Origin of the sequence: Kluyvera sp. CHPC 1.251 (genome assembly GCF_036759945.1) — a bacterium.
GTDB classification, from domain to species: Bacteria; Pseudomonadota; Gammaproteobacteria; order Enterobacterales; family Enterobacteriaceae; genus Kluyvera; species Kluyvera sichuanensis.
This window is the reverse complement of record NZ_JAPKIC010000010.1, coordinates 1-14264: the sequence shown is the minus strand read 5'-3', so window position 1 is coordinate 14264 and position 14264 is coordinate 1. Positions and strand designations below refer to the sequence as shown.

The following is a 14264-nucleotide window of genomic DNA, read 5'->3' as shown; positions in this document are numbered from 1 at the left end:
TTCTCCTTGGCTGGGGCTTCCCCGGCGGCGCTGCGCTTGGCCGGGCTACAGGGGAAAACGCGTAGCCCGGACGAGGCGAAGCTGACTCCGGGGAACTACTGGGTCAGCTTATCAAGGAATTCCCATAACTTCTGGTTCATTTCGCGATAATCGTGCGCGCGCATTTCCTCCACCGAACGGATAAACGGTTTCCCCCTGGCCTCTGCCAGCTCCTGTTCAGAGTGCAGAATTAACCCCTCAACCGCATCGGCGGTGAACTCCATATGACACTGGAAGCCATAAACCTTATCGCGATACTGAACGATTTGGCGCGGGCAGCCGGCACTTTCGGCCAGAATCACCGTCTCTGCGGTCAGGCCTGGCATATCGTTGTGCCAGTGGCCTACGGTCAGCGGTGAGCCGAAATGGCTGAACAGCGGATGTTCAAGACCTGCTGCGGTGAGCGTAATCGGGTAGTGACCAATCTCTTTATCCGGGCTCTGCTGCACTTCTGCGCCCAGCGCTTCGCCAATCAGCTGTGAGCCAAGGCAGATCCCTACCACAATACGCCCGGCTTCAATCGCCTGACGAATCAGCCGCTGTTCGGCTTTTGAATCAAAATAAGGGCATTCGGCGAGCGTGGTACGCGGCGACTGCGGGCCGCCAAAGACCACCAGCATATCAAAACCGTCGGCGCTCTCCGGCACCGCTTCCCCGGTATACACGTGGGTCTCGCTCACGATGTGGCCGCGCGTAGCAGCCCAGGGCAGGTAGGCGCCCGCAGACTCAAATGATTCATGAATAACAAAATGGACTCGCACGGATGTTCTCCTGTTAGTGGCCCAGCGCCTGACGAATATCGCCAGCCAGCCGGTTAATGTCGTTGTCGTTGAGTGTTGAAAGCGTAATGCGCAGGCCCTGCGCTGGAGCCTGCACACCAAAAGCGTCCCCCTCGCGCACCAGCCAGCCGGATTTGGCAAGCGCAAAGGCCGTTTCATGGCTGTAACCAGTGAGCGGCAGCCAGAAGTTCAGACCGTCGCCGGGGGCAATATTGGCGACGCCTTGCGCCTGAAGCGCCTCGGCCATCTTTTGTTGCTGCCCGGCGTAAAACTGGCGAGTCTGCTCAAGGGAATGCTGGAAGTCCGCGTCGCTTAAGCAGGCGTAGACCAGATCCTGCAACAGGTGGCTGACCCATTGGCTACCGGCGTTCAGGCGCAGTCTTAGCTTCGCTGAGGTGGTTTTATCGCTGGCGACAAAGGCTAGCCGCAGGTCCGGACCCAGCGTTTTTGACATCGAACGCACCACCGCCCAGTGCTGCGTTTGCGTTGCAATCACCGGGTGCCAGGGCGCTTCGGCGAGAAGGGCAAAGTGGTCGTCGATAATCACCAGCGTTTGCGGATAACGGTTCAGCACCTGCTGTAAGGCGGCGGCGCGGTCGGCGCTCAGGCTGTACCCGGTAGGGTTATGGGCGCGCGGCGTCAGAATCACCGCGCGAGCGCCTTTGCTCAGCGCCTGCTCCAGCTTTTCCGGCAGCATACCTTTCCGGTCGATGGTAACCGGGCTGGCGGCAAAACCGCTGTAGCGCAGCATGCTGATGCTGCTCAGAAAGCAGGGGTCTTCAACGGCAACGCTATCGCCGGGCAACAGGTGGGCGCTCAGGAGGCGCTCAATGGCATCAATCGCCCCGCTGGTGAGGTCAATTTCTCCCGCCGTGGGCATGGCGTCCTGCATCCACTTCGCCGCCCAGTCAGCCAGCGCTGGCGACACCGGCGTATCGCCATACAGGCGCGGCGAGCTGCTGATGTGGGAGAGATATTCGGCCAGGTTTGGCAGCCGTGCCGTGGCGGGATTGCCGCTGGAGAGATCGGTAAGCGGTGTATGCGGGTTACCGCCCTCCAGGGCCACCGGAGCGGCGGTCTCTTTAACTACGGTACCGTTACGACCCAGGCTCAGCGCCAGCCCGGAGGTGACCAACCGCTTATAGGCAGACGCCACCGTATTACGGTTAACGCCAAGCTGGGCGGCCAGTTCACGTACCGGCGGCAGCGTTTCACCCTTCGCTAGGGTTCCGCTGGTGATATGCTGACGAATACTGTCAAAGATTTCGTTGGCGCTTTTTCCGTCGATCATTATTGACCTATGACAAAATGAATTTTAGCATATGACGATAATAGTGAGGCGTTAGCCCGCTGTCCAGAGTCAGAGGAGAAGGAGATGGGGCAGGATAGTGAAATACAGTCGGTGCTCTTCAACGATACGCACCGGGCATTACAGACGGACATCGTGGCCGTTCAGTCGCTGGTGGTCTACGGTAGCGTAGGCAACAGCATTGCAGTGCCAGCAATAAAATCCCACGGCCTGCGGGTGACCGCGGTGCCGACGGTGCTGTTCAGCAATACGCCGCATTACGAGACGTTCTACGGTGGCGTCATTCCCGGTGAGTGGTTCGGCGGCTATCTGAAGGCGCTGAATGAGCGTGATGCGCTGCGCGAATTGAAGGCGGTCACGACGGGCTATATGGGCAGCGCGGAGCAGATTGCGCTGCTAGCCGAGTGGCTGAAAACGGTGCAGGTATCGCACCCGGATATCTGCATTCTGGTCGACCCAGTGATTGGCGATGTCGACAGCGGTATCTACGTGAAGGCGGAAATCCCGGAGGCCTACCGTAATCATCTTTTGCCGCTGGCCCAGGGGCTGACGCCGAACGTGTTCGAGCTGGAAATGCTGAGCGGCAAGCCGTGCCGTACGCTGGATGAGGCGATTCTGGCGGCGAAATCACTGCTCAGCGACACGCTGAAGTGGGTGGTGATTACCAGCGCGCCGGGGCAGACGGATAACAATATTACGGTCGCCGTAGTGACGCCGGAATCGACGGAGGTGATTGAGCATCCGAGACTGGAAACGGACCTGAAAGGGACGGGGGATCTGTTCTGCGCTGAGCTCATTAGCGGCATTGTGCGGCAACAGCCGCTGGCTGCAGCGGCGCATGCGGCGGCAGAAAGGGTGCTGGCAGTGATGAGTTGGACGCAGCAACGCGGTTGTGATGAATTAATACTGCCACCGGCAGGGGAGGTGCGATGAAGTGTTATCGTCTGGTTATTCGGCATAATGGCCGTCTGGTAGGGCATTTTGATACCAGCGGGCAGGATGCCCTTGAAGATGCCTGCGTTGCGCGGGCGATGTTTGGCGTGACCGGTGGCTATCAGTGTGAACTGCTGGTGTCTGATTCTGAACGTCGAATGCTGGAAAGCGGGCCGGAAGGGATGAAAATTCTGATGCGCGAGCCGTGTTTCCGCCCGGTGACGTCGCAGCTGTAAATCGGTTCACAGGCAAAAAAAAATGGCGCCAATCGGCGCCATTTCTATATGCAATTAAGCATTACTTCTTAATGCGGATAACTGGGGTTTCACCCACAGTTACGCTACCGGACAGTTTGATCAGTTCTTTGATCTCGTCCATGTTGGAGATAACAACCGGAGTCAGGGTAGACTTGGCTTTTTCTTCCAGCAGAGCCAGATCGAACTCAATCACGGTATCGCCAACTTTAACGCGCTGGCCTTCTTCCGCGATACGAGTGAAACCTTCGCCTTTCAGTTCAACGGTATCGATACCGAAGTGAACGAACAGCTCGATGCCGCTATCGGATTCGATAGAGAAAGCGTGGTTGGTTTCAAAGATTTTACCGATGGTGCCGTCAACCGGCGCAACCATTTTGTTGCCGGTCGGTTTGATAGCAATGCCATCGCCAACGATTTTCTCAGCAAACACTACGTCCGGCACGTCTTCGATGTTGACGATTTCGCCAGAGAGCGGTGCAATGATCTCAATGGTTCCGGTGTCTTTTTTATCATCAGAAACCAGAGATTTCAGTTTATCGAACAAACCCATGATCTTCTCCTAAGCAGTAATTTGGGCCGCATCTCGTGGATTAGCAGATTGTTTTTTCTTCAATGAACTTGTTCACCAACGCCAGCAGTTCGTCTGTAGTTGGTTGAGCAAGTGCTTGCTCTGCTAAAACCTTTGCATCTTCGAAGTTCGTGTTACGGATAATCTTCTTAATGCGTGGGATAGAAATGGCGCTCATAGAGAATTCGTCCAGACCCATACCCAGCAACAGAAGTGTAGCACGTTCGTCGCCTGCAAGCTCACCACACATGCCAGTCCATTTGCCTTCAGCATGAGAAGCATCAATAACTTGCTTGATCAAGGTGAGGACAGACGGTGACATTGGCTGGTAAAGATGTGAAATCATATCATTACCACGGTCAACTGCCAGAGTATACTGCGTTAAATCATTGGTACCGATACTAAAGAAATCAACTTCTTTGGCTAAATGACGAGCGATAGTCGCAGCGGCAGGGGTTTCTACCATCACGCCAATCTCAATCGTTTCGTCAAACGCTTTACCTTCGTCGCGCAGTTCCTGTTTGTAGATTTCGATCTCTTTCTTCAGTGCACGCACTTCTTCAACAGAGATGATCATCGGGAACATGATGCGCAGTTTGCCGAAAGCAGAGGCACGCAGGATAGCGCGAACCTGGTCACGCAGGATCTCTTTACGATCCATTGCGATACGCACGGCACGCCAGCCCAGGAACGGGTTCTCTTCTTTCGGGAAGTTCATGTACGGCAGCTCTTTGTCGCCACCGATGTCCATGGTACGGACGATAACCGCCTGAGAGCCACACGCTTCAGCAACGGCTTTGTACGCCGCAAACTGCTCTTCTTCAGTTGGCAGCGCGTCGCGGTCCATGAACAGGAATTCGGTGCGGTACAGACCAACACCTTCGGCGCCGTTACGCTCAGCACCGTCGATATCACGAACGGTACCGATGTTGGCGCAAACTTCAACCTGGTGGCCATCAAGGGTGATTGCCGGCAGGTCTTTCAGTTTAGCCAGTTCGGCTTTCTCATTGGCAACCTGTTCCTGAATGGCACGCAGCTGCTCAATTTCTTCGTTAGTTGGGTTGACGTAAACCTGGTTGTTTACGGCATCCAGAATCAGATAGTCGCCATTTTTCACCTGAGTGGTGACGCTACCGGTACCCACGATCGCTGGCAGTTCCAGGGAACGCGCCATGATGGAGGTGTGGGAAGTACGGCCACCGACGTCAGTGATGAAGCCCAGCACCTTCTTCAGGTTCAGCTGTGCGGTTTCAGACGGCGTCAGGTCTGCGGCAACCAGGATAACTTCATCCTGAATAGCGCTGAGGTCAATAATGGCCAGACCCAGGATGTTGCGCAGCAGGCGCTTACCGATGTCACGTACGTCAGCCGCACGTTCTTTCAGGTATTCATCATCCAGTTCTTCCAGGGCAGTTGCCTGACCTTCGATAACTTCATGCGCAGCTGCGTCAGCCGTCATGTTCTTATCTTTAATCAGGGCTATGATTTCCTGCTCCAGCTCCTCATCTTCGAGCAGCATGATGTGCCCTTCGAAGATGGCTTCTTTTTCTTCACCGAAAGTTTCGCCAGCTTTAGTCTTGATAGCTTCCAGCTGAGCTGACGCTTTAGAACGGCCGCTCAGAAAACGTTCAACTTCCTGCTCAACTTTATCGGCAGAAATTTTCTTCCGGTCGATGACAATCTCATCTTCTTTCAGCAGCAGTGCTTTGCCGAAAGCGATACCCGGGGATGCTAAAATGCCTGAAATCATAACCCTACCTTACTTGTGACTGATATTTAAAAGAACTCGTTGAACTTACTCGAGTTCAGCCATCAGTTTAACCAGATGTTCAACTGCTTTCTGCTCGTCTTCACCTTCTGCGGACAGGGTAACAACGGTGCCCTGGGTCAGACCCAGAGTTTGCAGTTTGAACAGGCTTTTTGCGCTAGCGCTTTTGCCGTTGGAGGTCACAGTGATCTCGGAAGTGAAGCCTTTCGCTTCTTTAACAAACTGAGCAGCAGGGCGGGTATGCAGACCGTTCGGAGCGGTAATGGTAACTTCTTGCTGGAACATTATATTTCCCCAACTTATAGGTTTAGTGTTGTGGAACTAAAGTCTAGCCTGGTGGATAGACTTTAGCCTGTATTACGAATCAAGCGACGCCCACAAAATCAGCACTACCATCGGCGACAAACCATCCGACGCAGACGCTTCTGGCCTTTGACGTTTCGCTTATCATTAAACATTATGCCGTGAAAGCAGGATTTGAACCAAATCATAAAATCGATTCAGCTTATGGAAAACCTGTTAAGAATAATTTCGCGGCTCAAAATAAATATGAGAGGTTAAATACCAGACCTAGGAAGGTGAATCAATGCCAGGGGGGGTAAAAGTTTGATGCATGCCACAAAAAAGCACCCATTTGGGTGCTTTTTTACACGATTTTAACCAACTGGCATTACTGTTGCAGTTCTTTCTCGGTGAAGAGATCTGCGAACAGCGCCGTGCTTAAATAACGCTCACCCGAAGATGGTAGGATAACCACAATATTCTTATTGGTAAAGGTTTCATCTTCCTGGAGTTTCAACGCAGCGGCAACTGCTGCACCGGAAGAGATACCCGCCAGAATGCCTTCTTCTTCCATCAGGCGACGCGCCGTGGAGATAGCCTCTTCGTTGGTGATGGCGACAACTTTATCAATCAGCTTCAGATCGAGGTTGCCAGGGATGAAACCTGCGCCAATCCCCTGAATCTTATGTGGCCCTGGCTTCAGCTCTTCACCCGCCAGCGCCTGAGCGATAACTGGAGAATCGGTTGGCTCAACGGCGACTGAGATCAGATCCGTTTTGCCTTTGGTATTTTTGATGTAGCGCGTTACGCCGGTCAGCGTACCACCGGTGCCGACGCCTGCAATGAATACGTCAACCTGACCGTCGGTATCTTCCCAGATTTCCGGGCCGGTGGTCTTTTCGTGAATTTCCGGGTTAGCCGGGTTGCTGAACTGCTGCAACAGCAGGAATTTTTCCGGGTTGCTGGCAACAATCTCTTCGGCTTTCTGAATCGCCCCTTTCATGCCTTTCGCGCCTTCGGTCAGCACCAGGTTGGCACCCAGCGCTTTCAGCAGCTTACGGCGTTCAACGCTCATGGTTTCAGGCATGGTCAGCGTCAGCTTATAACCACGGGCGGCAGCGACATAGGCCAGAGCAATACCGGTGTTGCCGCTGGTTGGCTCAACCAGTTCGATGCCAGGCTTCAGCACGCCGCGTTTTTCGGCATCCCAAATCATATTGGCACCGATACGGCATTTGACGCTGAAGCTTGGGTTACGTGACTCAACCTTCGCCAGAATGCGCCCATTACCGATGCGGTTCAGTCGTACCAGTGGTGTATGACCGATAGTCAGGGAGTTATCTTCAAAAATCTTACTCATGGCCTATCCTTAACTGTATGAAATTTGGGGTACTGGTCCAGCATACCTGCTTAAAGATTCTGCGGAAGTAAGGATTTCGCATATCTATATACTGAAGGGAAATAATGGCAAGCGGGATGGAATAAGGCAGGGCATAAGCCCCGCCTGGGGAGAAGATTACTTCCACATCGCGTGTTTGTCGCGATAGCAGTCAACCCACATCGCCGTCGCGCCGCAGATGGCGACCGGAATAATCACCAGATTCAACACCGGAATCAGGGTGAACAGGCTTACCAGTGAACCAAACTGCATATTGGTGACCTTGCGGGTGCGTAAGGCCTGGCGCATGGTTTTAAACGGCACTTTATGGTTGTCGAACGGGTAGTCGCAGTACTGGATAGCCAGCATCCACGCGCTAAACAGGAACCACAGCACCGGCGCGACCGTTTGACCAATGCCCGGAATAAAGTACAGCAGGAGCAGCACTATCGCGCGCGGCAGATACCACGCCAGCTTCTGCCATTCACGCTTCATGATGCGCGGCAGATCTTTCATGATGCCAACCACGCCGGTATCCGGCGGCGTCGCACCGGTTAAGCGCGCTTCCAGCTGTTCCGCCAGCAGGCCGTTGAACGGCGCGGCAATCCAGTTGGCAATGGTCGAGAAGAAGTAGCCAAACACGAGCAGAATTGAAATCACCACCACCGGCCACAGCAGATAGCTCAACCACTGCAGCCAGTCGGGGATACGGTTCATTAAGGATGGGATCCAGCTTTCCAGCTTGCTGAATAGCCACCAGAAGGCGCCGCCCATCAGGATGATATTGACCAACAGCGGTAAGATGACGAATCGGCGGATGCCCGGCAAGCCGATCAGTTTCCAGCCCTGAGAGAAATAGTAGACGCCGCTACGTGCGGCAGGGGTGGACGATGAAACCATGGTCAGGTGAAGCTCCTTTTACGGACTACATTGAAAAGACGACTATATATTATCGGGTTGTTGGACAATGACCAGTTAGGAAATGTTCGAAAAAACAGCAAAAAGTACGATTTAACGCATCTTTATGCGGTGAATGTCATGTGCACACTTGCACTTGACGTGATGGGCAAATACTCTTAGTGAGTAAATGTTTGCCGTGGTGGCAAGGTGTTAGAACAACAGAGAATATAATGATGCAGGATTTGCGTCTGATATTAATCATTGTTGGCGCGATCGCCATACTTGCTTTACTGGTTCATGGTTTCTGGACGAGCCGTAAAGAACGTTCATCGATGTTCCGCGATCGACCAATAAAGCGAATGAAGTCTCGTGATGCCGACGATGAGTCGGAAGACGATGCTGATGACAATGTTGAAGGCGTGGGTGAAGTACGGGTCCACAAGGTCAATCACGCCCCTGGGGCAGCTGGGGAGCATGAAGCCCCTCGTCACGCGCCTCAACACCAGTACCAGCCGCCTTATGAGCGTCAGGCGCCTCAGCCTGCGCGTGCGCCTGAGCCGGTACAGCAACCGCATGTGCAACAGCCTTATCAGCCTGCACAGCCCGCGCCGGTACCGCCGCCGCAGCCTGTTCAGCAGCCTCCGCGTCCGCCGGTTGCCGAACCTCAGCCAGTAGTTCAAGCGCCGCAGCACGTTGCTCAGCAGCCTGTAGCGCCTCAGGCTCCGCAGCCGGTAGAAGCGCCAGTCGCTCAGCCGGTGCAGCCAGAACCGGTTGCCGCACAGCCAGCGCCTGAACCAGCTCAGCCTGAGAAAAAAGAGCGTAAAGAGACGGTTATCGTCATGAACGTCTCTGCGCATCAGGGCACGCAGATTAACGGCGAACTGCTATTGAACAGCATTCAGCAGGCCGGGTTTAAATTTGGCGACATGAACATTTTCCATCGCCATCTTAGCCCGGACGGCAGTGGGCCGGCGTTGTTTAGCCTGGCCAATATGCTCAAGCCTGGCACCTTTGACCCGGAAACGATGGGTGAGATGGAAACCACTGGCGTGACCATCTTCATGCAGGTGCCGTCCTACGGCGACGAGCTGCAAAACTTCAAGCTGATGCTACAGTCGGCGCAGTACATTGCCGACGAAGTGGGTGGTGTAGTGCTGGATGACCAACGCCGCATGATGACCCCGCAAAAACTGCGTGAGTATCAGGACCGCATCCGCGAAGTTAAAGACGCCAACGCCTGATAGGCTCGCGCGTTTCCAATCCTTCCTGAACCCCCGCCTGTCGGGGGTTTTTTATCATTGATGGTGTGATATGCAACCTATAGAACAACAACTGAATGAACTGCGAGCGACGCTTCGCCATCATGAATATCTGTATCATGTTTTAGATGCCCCGGAGCTGCCGGATGCGGAGTATGACCGTCTGATGCGCGAGTTGCGTGAGCTGGAAGCGCAGCACCCGGAGCTGATTACCTCCGACTCCCCCACGCAGCGTGTCGGCGCCGAACCGCTGGCGGCATTCAGCCAGATTCGCCATGAAGTGCCGATGCTGTCGCTGGACAACGTCTTTGACGAAGAGAGTTTTCTTGCCTTTAACAAACGCGTCCAGGACCGTCTCAAGAGCACGGATAAACTAACCTGGTGCTGTGAGCTAAAGCTGGACGGTCTGGCGGTCAGCATCCTCTATGAAAACGGTGTGTTCATCAGCGCGGCAACGCGCGGTGACGGTACCACCGGTGAGGACATCACCTCTAACGTTCGCACTATTCGCGCCATTCCGCTGAAGCTGCGCGGTGACAATATCCCGGCTCGTCTGGAAGTCCGTGGCGAAGTGTTTATGCCGCAGGCCGGGTTTGAAAAAATCAACGACGAAGCCCGTCGCACCGGCAATAAGGTGTTTGCTAACCCACGTAACGCCGCCGCAGGCTCGCTGCGTCAGCTTGACCCGCGCATCACCGCGAAGCGACCGCTTACTTTCTTCTGCTACGGCGTGGGTGTACTGGAAGGGGGCGAGCTGCCGGACACCCATCTGGGGCGTTTGCTGCAGTTTAAAGAATGGGGGCTGCCGGTGAGCGACCGGGTCACGCTCTGTGACTCCCCGGAGGAAGTACTCGCTTACTATCATAAAGTTGAAACTGACCGTCCGATGCTCGGTTTTGATATCGATGGCGTGGTGATCAAGGTGAACTCGCTGGCGTTGCAGGAACAGTTGGGCTTTGTAGCCCGCGCGCCGCGCTGGGCGGTGGCGTTTAAGTTCCCGGCGCAGGAGCAGATGACCTTTGTGCGCGACGTAGAGTTCCAGGTTGGGCGTACCGGGGCAATTACACCGGTGGCGCGCCTTGAGCCGGTGCAGGTAGCCGGTGTGCTGGTCAGCAACGCGACGCTGCATAACGCCGATGAAATCGAACGTCTTGGCCTGCGTATTGGTGACAAAGTGGTGATTCGCCGCGCGGGTGATGTGATTCCGCAGGTGGTCAACGTGGTGCTCTCTGAGCGCCCGGATGACACTCAGGAAATCGTCTTCCCAACCCATTGCCCGGTATGTAACTCCGACGTGGAGCGCGTGGAAGGTGAAGCCGTAGCCCGCTGTACCGGTGGCCTTATCTGCGGTGCGCAGCGTAAAGAGGCGCTCAAGCACTTCGTCTCCCGCCGTGCGCTTGACGTAGACGGCATGGGGGACAAAATCATCGACCAGTTGGTAGAAAAAGAATACGTCCATACCCCGGCCGACCTTTTCACCCTGACCGCAGGCAAACTGACCGGGCTTGACCGTATGGGGCCGAAATCGGCACAGAACGTGGTTAGCGCACTGGAAAAAGCCAAACAGACCACCTTCGCTCGCTTCCTCTACGCGTTAGGTATTCGTGAAGTGGGCGAGGCAACGGCAGCCGGTCTGGCGGCCTACTTTGGTACGCTTGAAGCACTGGAAGCCGCTTCTATTGAAGAGCTGCAAAAGGTGCCGGACGTCGGCGTGGTGGTGGCGAATCATGTGTTCAACTTCTTTGCCGAAGAGAGCAACCGTCACGTTATTCAGCAACTGCTGAAAGAGGGCGTGAGCTGGCCTGCGCCGGTGGTGATCAACGCCGAAGAGATAGACAGCCCGTTTGCCGGTAAAACCGTAGTGCTGACCGGTAGCCTGAGCCAGATGTCCCGTGACGATGCCAAAGCGCGTCTGATTGAGCTGGGAGCGAAAGTTGCCGGTAGCGTGTCGAAGAAGACCGATCTGGTGATTGCCGGTGAAGCGGCGGGCTCGAAGCTGGTTAAGGCGCAGGAGCTTGGCATTGCGGTGATCGATGAAGCCGAAATGCTGCGTCTGTTAGGAGTCTGAGGTGGATAAAGCGCAGCTGATTGAAATTGCCAACACCGAAATGCCGTTCGGCAAGTACAAAGGACGGCGTCTCATTGATGTGCCGGAAGAGTATTTGCTGTGGTTTGCCCGTAAGGATCAGTTTCCGGCCGGGCACCTTGGCGAGCTGATGCAGCTGACGCTGCTCATCAAAACAGAAGGGCTGAGCCAGCTGGTTCAGCCCCTTAAGCGCTAGCTGCCTACGCGGGCCTGCTCTTTGGCCTGCAGTTTTTCGGCCTGCGCTTTGTAGCGACGGGCCAGCACTGCGCAGGTCATCAGCTGAATCTGGTGGAAGATCATCAGCGGCAGCACCATCATCCCCAATACAGACGTCGGGAAGAGAATATTGGCCATCGGGATACCGTTGGCCAGGCTCTTTTTCGATCCGCAGAAGACGATCGTAATCTCATCCGCCTTATTGAAGCCCAGACGACGGGCAACCACGGTGTTAATCAGAATCACCAGCGCCAGCAGCACGATGCTCACCACCACGATAAACAGCAGTGACCCTACGCCGACCTTATGCCAGATACCGTTGACTACCGCTTCGCTGAAGGCGGAGTAGACCACCAGTAGAATCGAGGTCTGGTCGGTTTTGGCAATCCATTTTTTGTGTTTGGTCACAAACGCCGCGGTCCACGGGCGGGAAAGGTGCCCCAGCACAAACGGCAGCAGCAGCTGCAGCATGATTTTGCCCACCTGCTCAAGGCTACCGCCCGCGCCGTGGACGTTCATCACCAGGCCAACCAGCAGCGGCGACAGGAAGATCCCCAGCAGGCTGGACGCTGACGCAGAGCAGACGGCGGCTGCAACGTTACCGCCTGCCAGCGAGGTGAAAGCGATGGCAGACTGCACGGTAGCGGGCAGAATGCACAGATACAGGAAACCGGCATAAAGCTGTGGGTCGACGTTAATCGGTGCCCACCAGGCAAACAGTACGCCCAGCACCGGGAAGACCACGAAGGTGCTGCACATCACCCACAGGTGCAGCCGCCAGTGGCTGCCGCCGGCAATAATCGATTCACGCGACAGCTTGGCGCCGTGCATAAAGAACAGCAGCGCGATGGCGGCGGTGGTCAGATTTTCAAAAAAGGGAACGAAGTCGCCGCGCGCTGGGAAGAAGGTGGCAAGCAGAACGACCGCAATAAGCGTCAGCGTAAACGGATCTAAAATGCGGAAAAGTTTCATAAAGACTCCTGAAGATCGATGCACACATTTTGCTTTTTTATTTTTGAGAAATAAAATTGATTTATTGCATCCATTCATGAATAAAACAGATGAATTACTCGCTGCGACAGTTGAAGGTGTTTGTAACGGTGGCCCAGGCGAAGAGTTTTAGCCGGGCAGGGGAGATAATCGGCCTGAGCCAGTCGGCGGTCAGCCACAGCGTAAAGGAGCTGGAAAGCCAAACGGGCGTCCGTTTACTTGACCGCACCACACGTGAAGTGGTGCTGACGGAAGCGGGGCAGCAGCTTGCCGCTCGGCTGGAACGGTTACTGGATGAGCTACAGGGCACGCTACGGGAAGCCGGGCGCACGGGACAGCAGCTAAGTGGAACGGTCAGGGTGGCGGCCAGTCAGACGATTTCAGCGCATCTTATCCCGCAGTGTATCGCCCAAAGCAACCGTCGGTATCCGGATATTCGCTTTGTGCTGCATGACCGGCCGCAGCAGTGGGTGCTGGAGAGTATTCGTCAGGGCGACGTTGATTTCGGTATCGTTATCGATCCCGGCGTAGTGGGGGATTTGCAGTGCGAAACAGTGCTCTCTGAGCCATTTTTCCTGCTGTGCCGCAGCGATCACCCGTTTGCCGTTATGCCGGAGGTCGACTGGCAGGCGTTGCAGGGTGCGAAGCTGGTGCTGCAGGACTATGCTTCCGGCAGCCGGATGCTGATTGATGCGGCGCTCCAGCTGCATAAGATTGAAGCGGACATCGTACAGGAGATTGGTCACCCGGCAACGCTGTTCCCTATGGTGACGGCGGGCATTGGTATCAGCATCATTCCGGCGCTGGCGCTACCATTGCCGGAGGGGAGCCCGCTGGTGGTGAAGCGGATGTCGCCGGGCGTAGAGCGTCAGCTAATGCTGGCGAGACGGAAAAATCGTTCGCTTTCCACCGCCGCCCAGGCGCTGTGGGATGTGGTGCGGGAGCAAAGCCAGCAGTTAATGGATGAGCGGCTACAGGATCCGCTGTATCAGACGTAAATATCAATCTGATGATCGTCGCTGGGCTTGTTCACGCCGGTGATGGCGGCAGAAGAGGCTTCCTGTTTTTCCTGTGCTTTTTCTGCCTGCTGATTCTGGAGCTGCGCCAGTTGCGCTTCCAGCATGGCTATCTGCTCCTGAATCATCTCGGCCTGCTTTTGCTTTTCTTCCGTGCTGCCGCTGCCGTCCGCAATTTCTTTGAGCTGCTGAGTCAGCTTAACGATCTGCTGGGTGATACGTGCCATTTGTGATGCCGCGTCGTTACCGCTCGGTGCGGCAGTGCTGGTGGTGGTTTTGAGTGAAGCGATAGAGGGAGCGCTGATGGTGGTCATGGTATACGCCTTATTGGGAGAAATATAAGGAGTATCGGCAGAACGGGAGGAGACTTGAGCTTTTCCCGGTGGCGTACATAAAACGCAGATAGCAAAAAGGCGCCTTTAGGGCGCCTTTTTACATTGGTGGGTCGTGCAGGATGACTCGCTTCGCTCGCCCTTCGGGCCGT

15 protein-coding genes are annotated in these 14264 nt (G+C 55.2%); 6 read left to right on the top strand and 9 right to left on the bottom strand.

Annotation, left to right across the window (positions count from 1 at the left end):
* Positions 1-95 precede the first annotated feature (95 nt).
* Together V6940_RS17975 and ptsJ are read right to left on the bottom strand one after the other, a co-directional pair.
* Positions 96-800, bottom strand: a complete 705-nt coding sequence (locus V6940_RS17975; protein ID WP_333496764.1) for a type 1 glutamine amidotransferase — start codon at positions 798-800, stop codon at positions 96-98.
* Between the two features lie 13 nt (positions 801-813).
* Positions 814-2109, bottom strand: coding sequence for a MocR-like B6 salvage transcription factor PtsJ (gene ptsJ / locus V6940_RS17970; RefSeq protein ID WP_333496763.1), 1296 nt, complete (start codon positions 2107-2109; stop codon positions 814-816).
* An 84-nt stretch (positions 2110-2193) separates the two neighbouring features.
* On the opposite strand from ptsJ, the gene pdxK reads away from it, so the two are divergent.
* The gene (pdxK, locus tag V6940_RS17965) at positions 2194-3060 is read left to right on the top strand and encodes a pyridoxine/pyridoxal/pyridoxamine kinase (RefSeq protein WP_333496762.1); all 867 of its coding nucleotides are present in this window, start codon (positions 2194-2196) and stop codon (positions 3058-3060) included.
* The gene (locus tag V6940_RS17960; RefSeq protein WP_333496761.1) at positions 3057-3296 is read left to right on the top strand and encodes a cytoplasmic protein; all 240 of its coding nucleotides are present in this window, start codon (positions 3057-3059) and stop codon (positions 3294-3296) included. Before pdxK ends, V6940_RS17960 begins: the two co-directional genes overlap by 4 nt.
* A gap of 61 nt (positions 3297-3357) precedes the next feature.
* Here the strand turns inward: V6940_RS17960 and crr are convergent, their stop codons facing one another.
* The 5 genes from crr to cysZ all read right to left on the bottom strand — a co-directional run bounded on the left by crr (position 3358) and on the right by cysZ (position 8213).
* Entirely contained in the window at positions 3358-3867 is a 510-nt protein-coding gene (gene crr / locus V6940_RS17955) for a PTS glucose transporter subunit IIA (RefSeq protein ID WP_185669912.1), read from the bottom strand.
* A 40-nt stretch (positions 3868-3907) separates the two neighbouring features.
* Positions 3908-5635, bottom strand: coding sequence for a phosphoenolpyruvate-protein phosphotransferase PtsI (gene ptsI, locus V6940_RS17950; RefSeq protein ID WP_185669913.1), 1728 nt, complete (start codon positions 5633-5635; stop codon positions 3908-3910).
* Between the two features lie 45 nt (positions 5636-5680).
* Entirely contained in the window at positions 5681-5938 is a 258-nt protein-coding gene (gene ptsH / locus V6940_RS17945) for a phosphocarrier protein Hpr (protein WP_002913505.1), read from the bottom strand.
* Between the two features lie 385 nt (positions 5939-6323).
* A complete protein-coding gene (cysK, locus tag V6940_RS17940; protein ID WP_035896911.1) occupies positions 6324-7295 on the bottom strand; it encodes a cysteine synthase A in 972 nt (323 codons plus the stop codon).
* 156 nt (positions 7296-7451) lie between these two features.
* Entirely contained in the window at positions 7452-8213 is a 762-nt protein-coding gene (gene cysZ / locus V6940_RS17935; RefSeq protein WP_333013095.1) for a sulfate transporter CysZ, read from the bottom strand.
* A gap of 230 nt (positions 8214-8443) precedes the next feature.
* On the opposite strand from cysZ, the gene zipA reads away from it, so the two are divergent.
* From zipA to V6940_RS17920, 3 genes are all read left to right on the top strand, one after another.
* On the top strand, positions 8444-9454 hold the full coding sequence (gene zipA / locus V6940_RS17930) for a cell division protein ZipA (protein WP_333496760.1): 1011 nt from the start codon (positions 8444-8446) through the stop codon (positions 9452-9454).
* Between the two features lie 70 nt (positions 9455-9524).
* A complete protein-coding gene (gene ligA, locus V6940_RS17925; RefSeq protein ID WP_333496759.1) occupies positions 9525-11540 on the top strand; it encodes an NAD-dependent DNA ligase LigA in 2016 nt (671 codons plus the stop codon).
* Between the two features lies 1 nt (position 11541).
* Positions 11542-11754 carry a DUF3820 family protein gene (locus V6940_RS17920; protein ID WP_035896906.1) on the top strand — a complete coding sequence of 71 codons (213 nt, stop codon included), beginning with the start codon at positions 11542-11544 and terminating at the stop codon, positions 11752-11754.
* On the opposite strand, the gene V6940_RS17915 is transcribed toward V6940_RS17920, so the two are convergent.
* On the bottom strand, positions 11751-12746 hold the full coding sequence (locus tag V6940_RS17915) for a bile acid:sodium symporter family protein (protein ID WP_052282372.1): 996 nt from the start codon (positions 12744-12746) through the stop codon (positions 11751-11753). The two genes, V6940_RS17920 and V6940_RS17915, sit on opposite strands and share 4 nt — an antisense overlap.
* An 89-nt stretch (positions 12747-12835) precedes the next feature.
* Here V6940_RS17915 and V6940_RS17910 point away from each other — a divergent pair, with 89 nt between their 5' ends.
* Positions 12836-13762 carry a LysR family transcriptional regulator gene (locus V6940_RS17910; protein ID WP_333496758.1) on the top strand — a complete coding sequence of 309 codons (927 nt, stop codon included), beginning with the start codon at positions 12836-12838 and terminating at the stop codon, positions 13760-13762.
* On the opposite strand, the gene V6940_RS17905 is transcribed toward V6940_RS17910, so the two are convergent.
* Positions 13753-14094, bottom strand: a complete 342-nt coding sequence (locus tag V6940_RS17905; RefSeq protein ID WP_185669920.1) for a FlxA-like family protein — start codon at positions 14092-14094, stop codon at positions 13753-13755. The two genes, V6940_RS17910 and V6940_RS17905, sit on opposite strands and share 10 nt — an antisense overlap.
* Positions 14095-14264 lie beyond the last annotated feature (170 nt).

What these genes read in the sequence shown, in the direction of transcription:
- pdxK (WP_333496762.1), top strand. Translation starts at nt 2,194, where the DNA reads ATGGGGCAGGATAGTGAAATACAGTCGGTGCTCTTCAACGATACGCAC.
- ptsI (WP_185669913.1), bottom strand. Translation starts at nt 5,635, where the DNA reads ATGATTTCAGGCATTTTAGCATCCCCGGGTATCGCTTTCGGCAAAGCA.
- ligA (WP_333496759.1), top strand. Translation starts at nt 9,525, where the DNA reads ATGCAACCTATAGAACAACAACTGAATGAACTGCGAGCGACGCTTCGC.
- zipA (WP_333496760.1), top strand. Translation starts at nt 8,444, where the DNA reads ATGATGCAGGATTTGCGTCTGATATTAATCATTGTTGGCGCGATCGCC.
- V6940_RS17915 (WP_052282372.1), bottom strand. Translation starts at nt 12,746, where the DNA reads ATGAAACTTTTCCGCATTTTAGATCCGTTTACGCTGACGCTTATTGCG.
- V6940_RS17905 (WP_185669920.1), bottom strand. Translation starts at nt 14,094, where the DNA reads ATGACCACCATCAGCGCTCCCTCTATCGCTTCACTCAAAACCACCACC.
- ptsH (WP_002913505.1), bottom strand. Translation starts at nt 5,938, where the DNA reads ATGTTCCAGCAAGAAGTTACCATTACCGCTCCGAACGGTCTGCATACC.
- ptsJ (WP_333496763.1), bottom strand. Translation starts at nt 2,109, where the DNA reads ATGATCGACGGAAAAAGCGCCAACGAAATCTTTGACAGTATTCGTCAG.
- cysK (WP_035896911.1), bottom strand. Translation starts at nt 7,295, where the DNA reads ATGAGTAAGATTTTTGAAGATAACTCCCTGACTATCGGTCATACACCA.
- V6940_RS17960 (WP_333496761.1), top strand. Translation starts at nt 3,057, where the DNA reads ATGAAGTGTTATCGTCTGGTTATTCGGCATAATGGCCGTCTGGTAGGG.
- V6940_RS17910 (WP_333496758.1), top strand. Translation starts at nt 12,836, where the DNA reads ATGAATTACTCGCTGCGACAGTTGAAGGTGTTTGTAACGGTGGCCCAG.
- cysZ (WP_333013095.1), bottom strand. Translation starts at nt 8,213, where the DNA reads ATGGTTTCATCGTCCACCCCTGCCGCACGTAGCGGCGTCTACTATTTC.
- crr (WP_185669912.1), bottom strand. Translation starts at nt 3,867, where the DNA reads ATGGGTTTGTTCGATAAACTGAAATCTCTGGTTTCTGATGATAAAAAA.